The sequence below is a fragment of the Rhodoligotrophos defluvii genome, assembly GCF_005281615.1.
GTDB classification, from domain to species: Bacteria; Pseudomonadota; Alphaproteobacteria; order Rhizobiales; family Im1; genus Rhodoligotrophos; species Rhodoligotrophos defluvii.
Map to the genome: position 1 here is coordinate 386298 of NZ_SZZM01000003.1, position 16184 is coordinate 402481.

Annotated in this window: 12 protein-coding genes; all 12 read right to left on the bottom strand. The window is 66.5% G+C overall.

Going from position 1 to position 16184, the window contains the following annotated elements; genetic code table 11:
* Window positions 1-9: 9 nt before the first annotated feature.
* The 12 genes from E4P09_RS16125 to E4P09_RS16180 all read right to left on the bottom strand — a co-directional run bounded on the left by E4P09_RS16125 (window position 10) and on the right by E4P09_RS16180 (window position 16149).
* Window positions 10-888 carry a branched-chain amino acid ABC transporter permease gene (locus E4P09_RS16125; protein WP_137390626.1) on the bottom strand — a complete coding sequence of 293 codons (879 nt, stop codon included), beginning with the start codon at window positions 886-888 and terminating at the stop codon, window positions 10-12.
* Window positions 881-1654: an ABC transporter ATP-binding protein gene (locus E4P09_RS16130; protein ID WP_137390627.1), complete on the bottom strand. Its 774-nt coding sequence runs from the start codon at window positions 1652-1654 to the stop codon at window positions 881-883. The genes E4P09_RS16125 and E4P09_RS16130 overlap by 8 nt, the downstream gene beginning before the upstream one ends.
* A complete protein-coding gene (locus E4P09_RS16135; RefSeq protein ID WP_137390628.1) occupies window positions 1651-2673 on the bottom strand; it encodes a branched-chain amino acid ABC transporter permease in 1023 nt (340 codons plus the stop codon). Before E4P09_RS16135 ends, E4P09_RS16130 begins: the two co-directional genes overlap by 4 nt.
* Window positions 2642-3367, bottom strand: coding sequence for an ABC transporter ATP-binding protein (locus tag E4P09_RS16140; protein WP_137390629.1), 726 nt, complete (start codon window positions 3365-3367; stop codon window positions 2642-2644). Before E4P09_RS16140 ends, E4P09_RS16135 begins: the two co-directional genes overlap by 32 nt.
* 1 nt (window position 3368) lies before the next feature.
* Window positions 3369-4514: an ABC transporter substrate-binding protein gene (locus tag E4P09_RS16145; RefSeq protein WP_170984466.1), complete on the bottom strand. Its 1146-nt coding sequence runs from the start codon at window positions 4512-4514 to the stop codon at window positions 3369-3371.
* A 25-nt stretch (window positions 4515-4539) separates the two neighbouring features.
* Window positions 4540-6093 (bottom strand): hydantoinase B/oxoprolinase family protein, encoded by a 1554-nt coding sequence (locus E4P09_RS16150; protein WP_137390631.1) that lies wholly within the window; start codon window positions 6091-6093, stop codon window positions 4540-4542.
* A 3-nt stretch (window positions 6094-6096) separates the two neighbouring features.
* Window positions 6097-8160, bottom strand: coding sequence for a hydantoinase/oxoprolinase family protein (locus tag E4P09_RS16155; protein ID WP_137390632.1), 2064 nt, complete (start codon window positions 8158-8160; stop codon window positions 6097-6099).
* Window positions 8157-8993 carry an IclR family transcriptional regulator gene (locus tag E4P09_RS16160; protein WP_137390633.1) on the bottom strand — a complete coding sequence of 279 codons (837 nt, stop codon included), beginning with the start codon at window positions 8991-8993 and terminating at the stop codon, window positions 8157-8159. Before E4P09_RS16160 ends, E4P09_RS16155 begins: the two co-directional genes overlap by 4 nt.
* A gap of 172 nt (window positions 8994-9165) precedes the next feature.
* Window positions 9166-11043: a response regulator gene (locus E4P09_RS16165; protein WP_137390634.1), complete on the bottom strand. Its 1878-nt coding sequence runs from the start codon at window positions 11041-11043 to the stop codon at window positions 9166-9168.
* Complete coding sequence (locus E4P09_RS16170) at window positions 11040-12821, bottom strand: response regulator (RefSeq protein WP_137390635.1); 1782 nt, start codon at window positions 12819-12821, stop codon at window positions 11040-11042. Before E4P09_RS16170 ends, E4P09_RS16165 begins: the two co-directional genes overlap by 4 nt.
* A complete protein-coding gene (gene cheB, locus E4P09_RS16175) occupies window positions 12818-13888 on the bottom strand; it encodes a chemotaxis-specific protein-glutamate methyltransferase CheB (RefSeq protein WP_239025231.1) in 1071 nt (356 codons plus the stop codon). Before cheB ends, E4P09_RS16170 begins: the two co-directional genes overlap by 4 nt.
* Window positions 13885-16149, bottom strand: coding sequence for a hybrid sensor histidine kinase/response regulator (locus tag E4P09_RS16180; protein ID WP_137390636.1), 2265 nt, complete (start codon window positions 16147-16149; stop codon window positions 13885-13887). The genes cheB and E4P09_RS16180 overlap by 4 nt, the downstream gene beginning before the upstream one ends.
* Between the last annotated feature and the right edge of the window lie 35 nt (window positions 16150-16184).

A 16184-nucleotide genomic window follows, 5' to 3' on the forward strand; every position in this document is an offset into this window, starting at 1 on the left:
AAAGCTCCTTTATTTGGCGGCGCCCAAGAGCCCGCTGGGCCGGACGAACAGGAACAGCAGCAGCACCGTCAGCGCCGCCACATTCTTGAGCCCCGCATCCAGGAACACCACGGCTATGGCCTGCGCCAGCCCCAGCATGATGCCGCCGAGAAAGGCGCCGAACGGACGGCCGAAACCGCCGACGATCGCGGCGATGAAGCCGGAAATAGCGAAGGGCACGCCCACGTTGAAGGCGGTGTATTGGGTCGGCGTGATCAGGATGCCGGCAATGGCACCGAGCGCCGCGCTCAGTGCAAAGGACAGGGCCAGCATGCGCGACACCGGAATGCCCTGCAGCATGGCCGCCTCCCGATTGATGGCGCAGGCGCGCATGGCCTTGCCCACCTTGGTCGATTTGAAGAAGGCGCCGAGCAGGGCGATGATCACCAGCGAGGCCCCCACGATCCAGAGGATCTGGTAGCCGATCGCCACCGTCCCGATGCGCAGGGGGGCCAGGTCGGTGAACACCGGCAGCGTCTTCGGCTGATCGCCCACCAGGATCAGGGTTGCGCGCTCGACCACGATCTGCGCCGCGAGCGTCGCCAGGATCATGACGAAAATGGTGGCGTTGCGGTCCCAGAGCGGCCGCACCACCACCCGCTCCAAAACCACGCCGGCCGCCGCGACAGACAGGGTGGCGAGAATGGCGGCGAGCAGCATCGGCACCCCCGCCGAGGCAAATAGCGTGTAGGTGACGATGCCGCCTAGCATCACGAAGGCGCCCTGGGCGAAGTTCACGATGCCGCTGGCGTTGTAGATGACGCAGAAGCCGATGCCGACGAGCCCATAGATGCAGCCGGTGGAAACGCCGCTGACCAGCGCCTGGGCAAGGAAGGTCCAGTCAGGCATGGGCGGGCTCCTTCTCGCCGAGATAGGCCCTGAGCACCGCCGGATCGGTGCGGATCTCTTCCGGCACGCCTTGCGCGATAAGCCGCCCGAAGTCGAGCACTGCGATGCGGTCCGCCGTGTTCATCACCAGGTTCATGTCGTGCTCGATGAGCAGCACAGTGGTGCCCTGATCGGCGATGCGCCGGATCATCTGGCTCAGCCGCTTGCTCTCGTCGGTGTTGAGCCCCGCCGCCGGCTCGTCCAGCGCGATGAGCTTGGGCTCGGCGGCCAAGGCACGCGCGATTTCGAGCAGCCGCTGCTGGCCATAGGGCAAGACCGAGGCCCGCATCTCGGCTTGGCCGGACAGGCCCACGAACTCGAGCAGCGCACGTGCCTGCGCCTCCACCTCCCGCTCCTCGCGCCGCGCGCCTGGCGTGCGGAACAGGGCGGCGATCAGCCCGCCCTTCGTGTGGAGATGCCGGCCCACCTTCACATTCTCCAGCACGGTCAGGTCCTTGAACAGCTGCACCAGTTGAAAGGTGCGCACCAGCCCGCGCGCCGCGATCTTCTCCGGGGCAAGCCCGGTGATCTCCGCGTCATCGAAGTAGATCCGGCCCTCCGTGGGCTCGAGCACCCCGGAGATCAGGTTGAACAGGGTGGTCTTGCCCGCGCCATTGGGACCTATGATGGCGGTGACCCCATCGCTCGGCACCGCGAGGCTCACCTCATCCACGGCGCGGAGCCCGCCGAAGGCGCGCGACACGTTTTCGAGGCGCAGGCGGATCATGAGTGCTGCTCCTCAAGCGCTGCCTGCCGGCGCTCGCGCCACGATTCGGCAAGACCCGCAATGCCGCGCGGCATGTAGATCAGGATGAGGATCAGCGCAGCACCATAGGCGAGATCCTGGTAGTCCTTGAATTCGCGGAACGTCTCCGGCAGCACGTTGATGATGACCGCACCGATGAGTGGCCCGAGAATCGTGCCGATGCCGCCGATATAGAGCATGGTGAAGGCCAGGATCACCATGTGCAGCCCGAACACCTCGGGGCTGACGAAGCCAACCACATGCACGAACAGCGATCCGGCGATCGCCGCGTAAGCCGCAGAGATCAGGAAAGCGATGAGCTTGTAGCGCGCGACATTGATGCCGAGCGCCCGGGCCGCCTCCTCGCTGCCGGCAATCGCCACCAGCGCGCGGCCGAGCCGGGAATGGCGGATGCCGGCGGCGGCCAGCACGGCAAGCACCGCCACCACCGCCAGCATGATCAGCATCGCTTGGTCGGAATAGGCCTCGAAGCCGCCGATCCCCATGGGCGGAATGCCCGAAATGCCCATATAGCCGGCCGTGACCGAATCCCATTCGACCGCCACCTCATAGACGATCAGGCCGACGGCCAGCGTTGCCATGGCGAGGTAATGCCCCTTGAGACGTAGGGTCGGATAGCCGATCACCGCCGCCGCGACGAGCGCGCCAACCACCCCGGCCACGAGCGCCGCCAGGGGCGGCCAGCCATAGGTGGCCGTGAGGATCGCCGAGGTATAGCCGCTGATCCCGGCAAAGGCGTTCTGGCCGAACGAGACCTGGCCCGCATAGCCCATGAACAAATTGAGGCCGGTGACGAAGATCGCGTAAATCAGCGCGAAATTCACGATCGAGATGACATAGCCGCCCGCGTTATAGGCATAGGCGAGCAGCGCCAGCCCGATCACCCAAGGCACGATGGCCAAGATCCGCGTGCTCAAGGGCACGCCGCCGGCCGCCTTGCGCCAGCTCTCACGCGAAGTAGTACTGGGCGAGGTCGTCATGGGACTTGATCTCTCGGGGATCGACTTCCGCCACGACCCGGCCAGTGGACAAGAGATAGGCGCGGTTCGCAAGCTCGAGCGCCAGGGGCGCCTTCTGCTCCACCAGCAGAACCGAAAGGCCGGCGCGGTTGAGCGACCCCAGGGTTTCCAGAATTCCCGATACCACCCGCGGCGCAAGGCCGAGCGACGGCTCGTCCAGCAGCAGAACCTTCGGCTCGGCCATCAGAGCGCGCCCAACCGCCAGCATCTGCTGCTCACCGCCGGAAAGGGAGCCGGCCGTCTGGCTCATGCGCTCCTTGAGACGGGGAAACAGGCCAAGCACCCTGTCGAGCCGCCGCTCGAATTCGCTTCTGTCGTTCAACCGATAGGCGCCGAGCTCCAGGTTTTCCGCCACCGTCATGGGGCCGAACACGCCGCGCCCCTCCGGGACCAGCACGACGCCCCGCGCCGCCACCGCGACCGCGTTGCCGCGGGGCAGAGGCGCGCCCCGGAACCGCACCATGCCGGTGCTGACGGTCAGCCCGACCAGGGCGCGCAGCAGCGTGGACTTCCCCGCGCCATTGGGGCCGAGCACCGCCACCAGCTCACCTTCGCCGACATGCATGTCGGTGGGCTGCAGCGCCTGCACGTGACCGTAGCGGGCCGCAAGCGCCTCGGTCTCGATGATCCGGTCGCGGGCGAGCTCGGGCGTCATTTCAGTTCACGATCTTGACCTGGCCATCGATGATCTGGCCAAGCACGAACGGGTTCTCGGTGATGCCCTGGTGATTGTCCGGCGAGAAGTTGTAGATGCCGGTGGTGCCCTGATAGCCGGTGATCTTCTCCAGGTTGTCGCGCACGTCCGGCCCTTCGATCGAGTTGCCCTTCTCGATCGCCGCGACCGTCAGCATCACCGCATCCCAGCCCCGTCCGGCCCAGTTCGGATCGCGGTCGCCATATTGCTTCTTCCAAGGACCGAGGAACTCGTTGATCTCGCTCTTCAGCGGACCATCCGGTAGGGCGTCATAGACCTGTGCGGGCGAGGCCACGAAGAAGAACTTGTCACCCAAAACCTCCGCCACCGGCCGGAACACCTCGAGGTCCTCCAGGCTGGTGAGCAGCAGCATGTCGAGGCCCAGCTGCTTGATGTTCTTGGCGGCGGTGAGCGTGGTGCCGCCCAGCCCGATCTTGAGGATCGCGCCGGCGCCGGCGGATGCCATCTTCGAAATGATAACGCTGAGGTCGGCGTCATCGGTCTTGTACTGCTCGACCCCGACCAGCTCGATGCCATAATCCTTGGCAATCTTCACCGCCACGTCCTTCTGCAGGTTGGCGTAGGGCGAGGGGTCGTGCATCACGCCCACTTTACGGATGTCGGTCTTGTCCTTCAGATACTGCAGGCGCGTCTCGATCTCGAACCGCGCCGGCGGCAGGGTGGAGAACGCCCATTTCACGTCGCTCTCGGTCTTGGGCAGAATCGAGCACAAGACCATGGGGATCTGCGCTCGCACCACGAGCGGTGCCGCCGCCATGTTCCCGGCCGAGACACAGCCGGAGTTAAAGACATTCACCTCGTCCGAGCTGATCATCTTTCGGTAGACGGTGACCGCATCCTGCGGCTCCGAGCGGTTGTCCTCGACGATCACCTCGATCTTGCGGCCGAGCACGCCGCCATTGGCGTTGACCACGTCGGCGGCAACCTTCACGCCGTCGGACCAGGCGCGGTCCACGGTTGCCGCATAGCCGGTAAGGCCCGCCGAGATGCCGATCTTGTATGTCTCCTGCGCCTGGACGGGCGCGCCGCCGAGGCCACCCGCAATGAGGCCGGCAGCCACCACCAGGCTCGAAAGTCGCGTCTTCATGTCCATTTTCCTCCCTTTTTTGTCATCAGCCCGTGGGTGCCGCGCCATAGCCGCCGCCACCGGGCGTCTCCAGCACCACCACGTCGTCCGGATTCATGGTGAGCTTGCGCGCCGCGCTCACGTCCTTGCCGTTCACCCGGAACCGGCCCGGCGCGCCGGGCTTGCCGCCGCCGATGCCATCCGGTCCGGCATTGAGCCGGCTCGGCACCGCGTTCAGCAGCCACTGGTCCCTGGTCATCATACGGAACTGAATGACCTGCCCGTCGCCCCCGCGCGAGCGGCCCGCCCCGCCGGAGCCGTCGCGCAGTTCCTTGCGGTCGAACAGGATCGGCATCGCTGCCTCCAGAATCTCGACCGGCACCGCGGCAACGCCCGTCGGGTAGCACGTGGCGCTCGGGCCGGGCTTGTTCGCCCGGGCGCCCATGCCGCCGGAATAGTTGAACATGGACGAGGTGAAAGCCTCGCCATCGGCCCGCTTGCCTTGGATCTGCATGGTCCACACCGCACCCGAGCCCTCCGCCAGCACGCGATCCGGCATGACGTGATAGAGCGCCTTCAGGATCGGCATCGGCACATACATCCCGACCACGTGCCGGGCATTCACCGGCGCGGGATATTTGCAGTTCACGATCGAGCCTTCCGGCGCCACCACTTTGATCGGCGCAAGCGAGCCGGTGTTGTTGGGCAGGTCCGGGTTGAGGCAGCTGCGCACCGCGAAGGTGGAATAGGCATGGGTATAGTTGAGCACCACGTTGATGCCGGTGGTGGTCTGGGGCGAGGACCCCGTGAAGTCCACGGTGATCTCGCCCTGGTCTGCATCCACCGTCACCGCCGTCTTGAGGGTGATGATCTCGCCGCCCGGCACGTCGAACTGGCTCTCGCCGTGATAGGTGCCGGGCTTGAGCTTGCGGATGGCATCGCGGGTTGCCTCTTCCGAGCGGCGGATGATCTCGTCCGCCAGCGCCTCGATATCGGTGAGACCGTAGCGCGCGCACATGGCGCTGAGATGCTCGGCCGCGGACTGGCCGGACGAGACCTGCGCCGACAAGTCGCCGAACACCGCATCGGGCGTGCGCACATTGCGCCGGATCATGGCATGCAGCACGTCGTTGGGCTTGCCGCCCTCATAGAGCTTGAGCGGCGGGATCCACAGGCCTTCCTCGTGCACGTCCCGCGCCCCGGCGCCGATGCCATAGCCGCCGATATCGGTATGGTGGATGGTCGAGCCGATATAGGCGAGCAGCCGGTCGCCCTCGAAGATCGGGGTGAGCGTGGTGATGTCGAAGAAATGGCCGGCCGACAGCCAGGGGTCGTTGGTGATCAGCACGTCGCCCGGCGCGATATTGTTGCCGAAGATGCGGGCGAGATGCGCCCCCGCAAAGGCCAGCGAATTGATATGGCCGGGGGTGCCGGTATTGGCCTGGGCCACCATCCGGCCGCGCCGGTCGAACAGCGCGCAGGCCAGGTCGCCCGCCTCACGCACGATCGGGCTGAAGGCGATGCGTTGCAGCGCCTTGGCCCGCTCGGTGACGATGCCGATCAGGTTCGACCAGAGGATTTCCAGCTCGACGCCGTCCATGGCTTACGCTCTCCTCGCGACGATGCAGCCATAGCTGTCGATGGTCGCGGTCCAGTTCGGGGGAATGACGGTGGTGGTCTCGCGCTCTTCGATGATCGCGGGGCCGGCAATGGTCTGACCGGCGCCAAGGCCTGCCCGGTCGTAAACCGGGGCGCGCGCCCCGTCGCTCCACGCCTCCACCAGCCGTTCACCCTTCGGCCTGCCCTCGCTTGCCGGCAGCTGGCTGGCTGGGTGGAACGGCACCACGGGCCCGCGAGCGGTAAGCCGCCACGTCACCAGCTCGATCGGCACGTGGCTGGGATTGACGCCATAAAGCCCGTAATAGGCCGCCTCGAACGCCCGGGCGATCGCCCTCGCATCGCGGGCGGTCCGCGGGTCATCGGCAAAGCTCACCGTCACTTCGTTCTGCTGGCCGAAATAGCGCAGGTCCGCGCCGAATACGGCGGTGATATCCTCGCGCTTGCAGCCGGCCTCGGCCAAGGCGGCAGCCGCTTCCTCCATCATCTCGCTCAGCACCCGGTCGGCGCGCGCCCAGTCCATGTCGTCGAGCTTGCACACGTCGCTGCGCACCAGATCCAGCCGCACCGGCGTCACCAGCGTCCCGAAGGCGGAGAGCACGCTCGACTGCGGCGGCACGATGACGGAGGTGCTTTGCAACAGGCTCGCCACCTCGCAGGCATGTACGGGCCCGGCACCGCCAAAGGCGAACAGCGGCAGCCCGCGATAATCGACTCCGCGGTCCGTAGCGTGGGTGCGCGTGGCCGCCGCCATGGCCTCGGTCACCACCCGGAAGATGCCGCGGGCCGCTTCGGTCTGCGATAGGCCGAGCTTGCGGGCTAAGTCCTCCACGGCGGATCTGGCGGCGGCAAGATCCAGCGCCATGTCGCCACCCAGGAAGTTGTCGGGATCGAGCAGGCCGAGCAGCAGGTCCGCATCCGTCACCGTGGGGCTCAAGCCGCCGCGGCCGTAGCAGGCGGGCCCGGGGTCGGAGCCGGCACTTTCCGGCCCCACCTTGAGCAGGCCGAGGCTGTCCACATGGGCAATCGAGCCGCCGCCGGCGCCGATCTCGATCATGTCGATCGACGGCACGATCACCGGCAGACCTGAACCCTCCTTGAAGCGATAGCGCCGGTCGACCTCGAACAGGCCGGTCACCAGCGGTTGCCGGTTCTCGATCAGGCAGGCCTTGGCGGTGGTGCCGCCCATGTCGAAGGACATGAGCCGGTCGATGCCCAGCATGTCAGCATAATGGCAGGCGGCGAGCGCTCCGGCCGCAGGGCCGCTCTCGATCATGCGCACCGGGTTGCGGCCGGCGGTCTCGGCCCCGACCACGCCGCCGGACGACAGCATGATCAGCGGTGAATTGCCGAAGCCCTCGCTCTTCAGCCGCGCGCTCAACCGCTGCAGGTAGGGCTGGGAGATCGGCATGGCATAGGCGTTCACCGCCGCGGTGGATGCCCGGTGATATTCGCGGATCTGCGGCGCCACGTCCGACGAGGTGCAGATGAACATGGCTGGGAAGCGCCGGCTCAGGGCCTCGGCCACTTTCTGCTCGTTCTCAGGGTTGGCGAAGCTGTTGAGAAAGCAGATCGCCACCGCCGCCGCCCCGGCCTGCTCCAGCGCATCGCCCAGAGCCTTGATCGCGGCCTCATCCGGCGCCTTCAGTACGCGGCCGTCGGCGGCGATGCGCTCGGCAAGCGTGAAGGTCAGCGCCCGCGGCACCAACGGGTCCGGAAACTCGATCTGTGGATCATACATTTCGTAACGGTGCTCGTTGCGGATGAAGAGCACGTCGCGAAAGCCTTCCGTGGTCACCAGCGCGGTCGGCAGGCCCTTGCGCTCGATCAGCGCGTTGGTGACCACCGTGGTCGCATGGACGACCACGCCATTCACGGCATTGGGGTCGAGGCCCGCCTTGCCAAGCACCGCGCCGATACCGCGAAAGAAACCTTCCAGGAGGTCGCCATGGGTGGTGAGTGTCTTGTCCACCACCAGCCGCCCGTCGGAATGGCGCAACACGATATCGGTGAAGGTGCCGCCGATATCGACGGCAAGGGAATAGGTCATTGTGGTCTCCAGCCGAGCGTGCAGCCCAGGCTGCGCGAGATGCGACGGGCGGTCTCCACCACCTGCTCCACCTGGCGCGGGTCGGGTTGTGCGGGAATGAATTGCGTAAAGCCGACCATGGCCACGGAGCCGGCCAGCTCGCCGCGATGGTCGAAAATCGGCGCGGCCAGCGCATTGACGCCGGTCACCACCTCGTCCGGCGCGGTGGACCAGCCGCGCTCGCGCACGAGGTCGATCTCCGCCATGAGCGCCGCCGGGTCAACCAAGGTCTGCGGCGTGAACGCCTCGCGCCGGGCGTTGAGCGTATTGTCCATGAGCGATTTCGGCCCGAAGGCGAGCCATATCTTGCCATGGGCGCTGGCATGGGGCCTGAGGCGGGTGCCCGGCCGGGTGCCGAACTCGATGACCGTCTGGCCCTGGATCAGCTCCAGCACAACCACCTCGTCATCGATGGCCTTGCAGATGGTCACCGCCTGCCGCGAGACGTCGCGCAGCCGGATCAGTTCATCGCGCGAGGCCTTCACCAGGTCGAGCCGGTTGCGGGCGGATTCGCCCAGCACCATCAGCTTCACTCCCACCTCGTAGCGGCCGGTATCCGGGTCGCGCCGGGCAAACCCGTGCCGCACCAGCGTGTGCAGATGCCGGTAGACCGTCGCCTTCGAGGCCGCGAAGTGGCGGGCAATGACGGTCAGCGGCGTAGGCTGTGGCTGCTGCGCGAGGAATTCGACGATGCGCAACGCGAGGTCGAGCGTGCCGGTGCCGGGATCGCTGCGGACCTCATCGGCAGCAGGCGTCTCAAGCGCTCGAATATCGATTGCGGGGTCGTCCTGCACGGCGTTTCCGAGTTTGTTTTGTTATTCAAAACAGTATTTCAATATTAAAAACGATAGAGGGGCAACCCCGCCCTGTCAAGACGGCAGGTACGGAACGAGCGGAGTGAGAATGCGGGGGCCTGGACCGGCAACATCCGCCGTGTGGCCCGGATTGCCCAGCTCGGCGGACAGCCTAGCCCTTGTTCAGCAGCTCGGCGATGTGCAGGCCCAGCTCGTCCTGCTGGAACGGCTTCACCAGCAGCCGCATGTTTTCCGGCGTCTCCGCGACGTCCGCGTGCCCTGTCACCAGCAGCACCGGCAGGTCCGGACAGAACTTGCGGGCTCTCAGCGCGAGCTCAAGCCCGGTCATTCCGGGCATGGCAAAATCGGCGATCATCAGATCGAAACTCCCGCCGCCAGCGATAATGTCGAGAGCGGCTGCGCCATCTCTGGCGGAGACGAGTGCATGGCCCAATTCCGCGAGATGAGCCGCTGTGACCTCGCGCACATCGTCATCGTCGTCGACCAGCAGAACCCGAACCGGATCGATCCGTGGCGCCCTGACCTCCGCCGCTTCCGGCAAGACCCTACGCTGGGCCGGGCCACCGCTGGGCAGATAGAGGTCGACGGTGGTACCCTGCCCTTCCCGGCTGACGATACGAACGGCGCCGCCGAGCTGCATAGCCATGCCGTAGACCATCGACAGCCCAAGCCCGGTGCCCTTCCCCGCCTTCGTGGTGAAGAACGGCTCCAGGGCACGTCGCTGCACCTCGGCGGACATGCCAACCCCCGCATCCGAGACCGCCAGGCGGATATAGGCGCCGGGCTTGAGATCCGGCGCGGCCTCCACCACCACCTCGTTTGCGGTGCGGATCACGATGGTGCCGCCGTCGGGCATGGCATCACGCGCATTGATGCAAAGATTGAGAATGGCAAGCTCGATCTGCTCGGGATCGGCGCGCGTCGGCCACAGGTCCGGGGCCAGCTGCGCCTCGATTTCGATCAGCCCGCCCAGCGTGCGCTCGAGCATGTTGTCCATGTTCCGTATGAGATCGTTGAGATCGAGCGAGCTCACCCGCATGTCCTTGCGGCGGCTGAAGCTCAGGAGGCGCTCGGTCAAGGCGGCGCCGCGCTTGCCGGCAGCGATGGCGTTGCGGAGATAGCGCCCGACCCTCTCGTCCGGCACCCGCTTGGCGGCGAGCTCGAGATTGCCGAGCATGGCCATGAGCAGATTGTTGAAGTCGTGAGCGACGCCGCCGGCCAAAGTCCCGAGCGCCTGCATCTTGTCGGCTTGGCGCAGCCGCTCCTCCATCTGCCGCTGCTCGGTTATGTCCCGCTGGATGGTGCCGATATGGGTGACATTGCCGGCATGATCGAGAATCGGAAACCGGCTGACCGAATACCAGCGCGACGGTCCCTCGGGCTGCGGCCGCTCCTCGATCGTCTCGCGGGCGCGCTTGCGCTCGATGACATAGGCTTCGAGCTCCGCCAGCTCCTTGGCGCGGGCCGGCTCGACGAAGTCCTGCTCCAGCCGGCCGATACAGGTGTCGGGCGCGGCGCCGAGCTTGCGGGCCTTGAACTCGTTCACCCGGACGAAGCGTCCATCCCGATCCTTGAAGGAAACCGCAATACCGGAATTGTCCAGCAAGCCGGCCAGCAGGGCCCGCTCCAACGCCAGCTCGCGCCCCAGGAGGAAGCGTTCGCGCGCATTGGCCACCATGGCGCGCAGCATCTCCGGGTCCCACGGCTTGTGGACATAGCCGGAGACCCGGCCGGTATTGATGGCCGCGATCACCGCGTTGATGTCGGCATAGCCGGTGAGCAGCACCGCCTGGGCATCGCTCAGCGCCCGGGCACGCGCGAGAAATTGGTCGCCGGTGAGATCGGGCATCCGCTGGTCGGAGATGATCACCGCCACGTCGGGCACGCGCGCCAGGAGTTCCAGCGCATGCTCGGCCGACGTCGTCGACAGCACGTGGTAGGCGTCCTCGAACAGGTCTTCCAGGGCGGTCAGGATCTCCGCCTCGTCGTCGAGGATAAGGATCGTGCTCTTTTCTTCTGCTGTTGTCATTGCACGCTGTTGATCTTTGCTTCCCGGTCGGGTCGTTCGTCCGCATGCCACGGCACCGTGAGCACGAAACATGCGCCGCCGCCGGGATTTGGCAGCACCTCGATCGCGCCGCCGTGCGCCTGAGCGACACGATAGGCGATGGCAAGCCCGAGCCCCGTGCCGTTTCCGACCGGCTTCGTGGTGAAGAATGGCTCGAAAATGCGGTCGCGCAGCTCGGCAGGCACGCCCGGACCGGTATCTTTGATCTCGAGGCGATAGGTGTTCTGATCGCACGAGCTGGTTATGGTGATGGTGCCGGTCCCATCAATCGCGTCCGCCGCATTGCTGACGATATTCATCACTGCCTGATTGAGCAGCGAAGGCGCGCAATAGAGCATGTCCGGCGCGGCGAACCGGCGCTCGACCGTAATGCGGGTGCCGAATTTCGGTGCCAGCAGCGACAGTACCGTCTCGATCGCTTCGCGCACGTTCACCCGTTCGAAGCTGCCTTCCTCCAGGCGAGAGAACTTGCGCAGATTGAGCACCAGCTCCTGGATGCGGCGCAGCCCCTCGCGCACGGCGCCAAGCCGCTCCTTCACCTTGACGGCTTTGTGCTCCAGGCCCTCGCTCCGGTTCGCCTGCAGCCCGACCTCGATTTCGCCGCAGAGGCGCTCGATCGTGTCCTGATGGGCGAGGATGAACGCGAGGGGATTGTTGATCTCATGGGCAATACCCGCGACCAGCTCGCCGAGGGATGCCATCTTCGCCGCGTGCACCAGCTGGGCCTGGGTCTCGCGCAGCTGCCGGTTGGCGCTCTCGAGCTCCTCATTGGCGCTGGCCAGCGCCTCGGCCATGGACGCCTTGGCCTCCGCCGCAAGCTGCCGGGCCCGCGCCCGTTCCAGGGCGAGTTCCTGCTCGCGCGCCTCGGCGGCGATACGACGGTTCTCCTCGTCCAGGATCTTGCGTCGGACGAGGCTGCGAATGCGCACCTTCAGCACTTCGGGATCTGCCGAGCGCGGGATCACATCGTCGGCGCCGGCGGCAAAACTGCGGACGACGACATCGCGCATCTCACCGCTTTCCCCGCTGCCCATCATGATGATCTGGAACAGCGGGGCCTCGTCGCTTCCCGCCTCGCCGCTGCGGACCTGGTCGAGCTGCCGGCACAGGTCGATGCCCGCCACCGTATCGGCGAGATTGATGATCACAGCCGCCCAGGCATTCGGTTGCTCGCTCACCACCCGCAAAGCCTGCTCGGGCTGCTGCAGCGCCGCGGTGCTGTAGCCATCCTGCGCGAGCACGGAGCCGATGGACGCCGCGCCGGGCTGGCTATCATCGATCAGCAGCACCTGGGCGCGGCGGAACAAGGCGCCCAGGGATCGGTCATAGCGACCCTCGCTGCTGATGGCCGCCTGCCGCAGCAACGCCTTCATGCGCAGCAGGAAGAGCTCGTGGTCGGCTGACTTCGGCACATAGGCATCTGCGCCGCTTTCCAGCCCGTGCCGCTCGAGATCCCGTTCCTGCGCCTCGGTCAGCATCATCACCGGAACGGCCCGCGTGCTCATGCTGAGCTTCAGCTGCCGGGCGAGCTCGTCGCCATTCATGCCCGGCAGATGGTAGTCGGCGATGATGAGATCGGGAATGCGCTGGTTCAAGACGTCCAGTGCCTCTTCAGCGGAGACCACCCGTTCGACACGCCCGCCCTGGGCCTCCAGCAGCAGCTGCATCTGGAGCGCCTGGGTGTCGGAGTCCTCAACGAGGAGGATCTGTGCCGCAGCGAGCGGATCCCCGTTTCTCATCGACCATACCCGCAATAGTGCAGCAGGCGCGGCGCGATACTGTCGAGTGGCATGCTGACGCACACCGCACCCTGGCGAACCGCCGCCGCCGGCATGCCGTAGACGACGGCGCTGCTTTCATGCTCGGCCACCGTGAAGCCGCCGGCCTGCTTGATCGTGGCGAGCCCTTCCGCGCCATCATCGCCCATGCCGGTGAGCAGGATGCCCATCCCGGCTTCGCCGAACCGGGCGATCGCCTTGAACATCAGGTTTGCCGACGGCCGCTGGCCGCGATAGGCGGGCTGCGCCACCACCGCCATTCGCCCGCATGTGTCGACGAGCAGGTGGCGGTCGCCCGGCGCCACCCACACGGTGCCCGGCTCGGCTATGGCGCCGTCCACCGCGACGCGCACCTTCATGGGCACGATCCCGTTGAGCCACTCGGCAAAGCCCTCCATGAAGGCGGCGCCCATGTGCTGCACCAGCAAGAGCGGTGTTGCGAAATCGGCGGGCAAGGCGCCAAGCATCTTGGCCAGGGCGGGCGGGCCCCCGGTCGAAGCGGCAATGCCGATGATTGCGGGCGGGCGCGCCGGTTCCGGCATATTGATCTCGGCGAGCGCAGGGCGCCTGTGGTCGAGCGCCCGGACGTAAGCCTCGCGCCGGCGGATCACCGGAACCTGGCTCATGATGTAAAGTTGGGTGCGGATGGTCTCCGCAACGCTGTCGAAGCTTTGGTGGCCGGGCCCGACCGGTTTTTCCACGACGGACAGCGCACCCGCGCGCAACGCATTCATCGAGATGTGCAAGGAGGCATCCTCGATGCTCGCCGCAATCACCACGATGGGTGTCGGCCGCTCGCTCATGATGCGCCGGGTGGCCTCGAGCCCATCCATGCCGGGAAGACGGATGTCCATCGAGATCACGTCGGGCCTGACCTCGGACAGCTGCTCCAGCGCCTTCTCGGCCGTGTCGAGCGCCGCGACGATGACAAAGCGGGGGTCGCTGGAAATGATATGGACCAGCAGTTGAAGGGTCGTGGTTGAGTCCTCGACCACCATCACCCGGACGGGTTCGCGCCTCGCCTTCATAGCAGCTGATTGATGGTGGCCAGAAGCTCGCGCTGGTCAAACTTCTGCTTGGTGAGATAGGCCCCGGCGCCAAGCTCCAAGCCGCGCCTGATGTCGTCCGGGCCAGCGCGCGATGTCATCAGCACGACGGGAATCGCCTCGAAGCGCGCATCGTTCTTCATGGCTTCCAGCAGCGCGAAGCCATCCATGCGCGGCATCTCGATATCGGCAACCACCAGGTCGATCTCGGGATGCTCGCCGAGGGTTGCCAGGGCATCGACGCCGTCGACGCTGACCAGCACCCGGAAGCCCTGCGCTTCCAGCAGGTTCTTCTCCAGCGTGCGGGTGGTTATGGAGTCGTCCACTACCAGGATCGTGGCCTGGCGGCGCTGATGCTCCGCGCCTTCCCACGCCCGCACCAGACTGGCGGCGTCGGATCGGGTATCCCATTGCTCGAGCAGCCCTTCGGCACGCAGCACCGGCACTGGCGAACCGTCGGGGAGAACGACGGTGCCGGCGACGATGGCCGGATCGGTGCCAATCAGCTCCGGCGCCGCGATCACGAATTGCCCGGCGTCGTGGAGCACGTCGACGGCGAGAGCATGCGAGCGCTCGCCCATTCGCATGAGGATGATGTTGATCATGCCGGCTTCGGCCGGAAGGACTCCCGCAGCGCCTCGAACCGCTGCGGCCAGTGGCGCCAAGGGTACCGGCCGCACCTCCTCGCCCCGTTTCACCTCCACGACCGGCTGACCTCCCACCTTGCCGACATCCTCGACCTTGATCCTCATGACGCGCTCCACCGCCGTCATGGGCAGGCCATAAACAAGCCCCTCCGCCTCCACGATCAGCAGAGCTTGGCGTGACGCGGAGAGCGGAGCCCTAATCAACGCGATCGTGCCCCAAGGGTTCCCTGCCTCGACGGAAAAATGGCCCCTGAGCCGGCGAACCACGTCCTGCACCACCGAGAGGCCGATGCCCCGGCCCGACAGTTTGTTGACCTCGGACGCGGTGGAGAAGCCCGGGTGCAGGAGAAGTTTCGACAGCTGCTCCTTGCTCAGGCTGTGCGCGATGCCAGGTGGGATCAGCCCGCGCTCCGCCGCAACCTGCCGAATCTTTCCGAAATCGAGGCCGCGGCCGTCGTCGCAGACCCGTACCAGCAGCTGGCTTCCTCTTGCTTCGAGCGAGAGCGTGATCTGGAGCGCGGCGGGCTTGCCCATGCGCCGGCGCTGTTCCGGAGGCTCCGCCCCATGCCCGATCGCGTTGCGCAGGAGGTGCATGACCGGATCCTTGAGCACGCGCAAGAGTGACATGTCGAGCTGCAGATCCAGTCCCGTCGCCGAGAACTCGACCTCGCACGCCTCGCTGCGGGCGATCTCCCGCACCATACGCGCAAAGCCGCCAAATACAGTCTCCGCCGGGACCAGCGACAGATGCTCGATCTGCTCGCGAAGCTGCCCGGCCGCTTGGGCGAGAGACCAGGACGCCTGTCTCTGGCGCAGGTTGAGCGAGGCCAGCTGCCGGGACGCGGCACGAAGCCGGGCCTGAAAGACCTTGGCAGGATCACTTCTGGCCAAGGCCTGCCTCTCGGCGGCGCGAAGCTGCTCCCAACTACGCTCCAGTTGCTGCAGTTGCGTTTGCAGCTCCTTGTAGAGCTGGTCGACACCTTGGCGGGCTTGCACGGCCAGGGCCAGCTCATAGGAAGCGCCGGTGACCTGCTCGACCGCCTCCGCGGCAACGGTGAGGAACGTGCTGGCTGCCGGCGGCGCGGCCTGGGGCGGCTGAGAGGACGAAGAAGGCTGCGGTTGGGCCGCTGCGGGCCTGGATGGCGCAGGGCTCTCCGCCTCGCCTTCGGTTCGGGGCGCGGGAGTGTCCCCCTCGGGTCCGCCCTGACCGGCAGGTGCGACGGCTTGGGCGACTTGGCCGAGAGCCTCAATGGCTTCATGAAGATCGGGTTCCGGCTGCCCGTGCATCACGGCCGCGATAGCCTCTTCGACCGCGTCGAGCGCGAGGGCGATGCCGCGGCATGCGGGTTCGTCCAGCGCACGGCCCTCGTCTGCTTGCTCCGACAGGACCGTCTCGAGGCGGTGAAATACCCGCTCGACCGCGGGCAAGTCGACGGCCCGGGCTGCGCCCTTCAAGGTGTGCGCCCGTCTGAACAGGTCGAGGCGATCGACCTCACCGCCCGCGGCCGCGGCGGCGAGGGTTGCGCGCATGGCGGCGAGATGTTCCCTGTGCTCGAGGTCGAAGACCGCGAGAAGCTGTTGCCGGATGTCCTTCACATTATGCTGCCTCGATGCTTGCGGGCGCGGCTGGT

Excerpts from the sequence above, each read along its gene's own strand:
- E4P09_RS16150 (WP_137390631.1), bottom strand. The coding sequence starts at position 6,093 with ATGGACGGCGTCGAGCTGGAAATCCTCTGGTCGAACCTGATCGGCATC.
- E4P09_RS16140 (WP_137390629.1), bottom strand. The coding sequence starts at position 3,367 with ATGACGCCCGAGCTCGCCCGCGACCGGATCATCGAGACCGAGGCGCTT.
- E4P09_RS16155 (WP_137390632.1), bottom strand. The coding sequence starts at position 8,160 with ATGACCTATTCCCTTGCCGTCGATATCGGCGGCACCTTCACCGATATC.
- E4P09_RS16145 (WP_170984466.1), bottom strand. The coding sequence starts at position 4,514 with ATGAAGACGCGACTTTCGAGCCTGGTGGTGGCTGCCGGCCTCATTGCG.
- E4P09_RS16165 (WP_137390634.1), bottom strand. The coding sequence starts at position 11,043 with ATGACAACAGCAGAAGAAAAGAGCACGATCCTTATCCTCGACGACGAG.
- E4P09_RS16170 (WP_137390635.1), bottom strand. The coding sequence starts at position 12,821 with ATGAGAAACGGGGATCCGCTCGCTGCGGCACAGATCCTCCTCGTTGAG.
- cheB (WP_239025231.1), bottom strand. The coding sequence starts at position 13,888 with ATGAAGGCGAGGCGCGAACCCGTCCGGGTGATGGTGGTCGAGGACTCA.
- E4P09_RS16130 (WP_137390627.1), bottom strand. The coding sequence starts at position 1,654 with ATGATCCGCCTGCGCCTCGAAAACGTGTCGCGCGCCTTCGGCGGGCTC.
- E4P09_RS16135 (WP_137390628.1), bottom strand. The coding sequence starts at position 2,673 with ATGACGACCTCGCCCAGTACTACTTCGCGTGAGAGCTGGCGCAAGGCG.
- E4P09_RS16125 (WP_137390626.1), bottom strand. The coding sequence starts at position 888 with ATGCCTGACTGGACCTTCCTTGCCCAGGCGCTGGTCAGCGGCGTTTCC.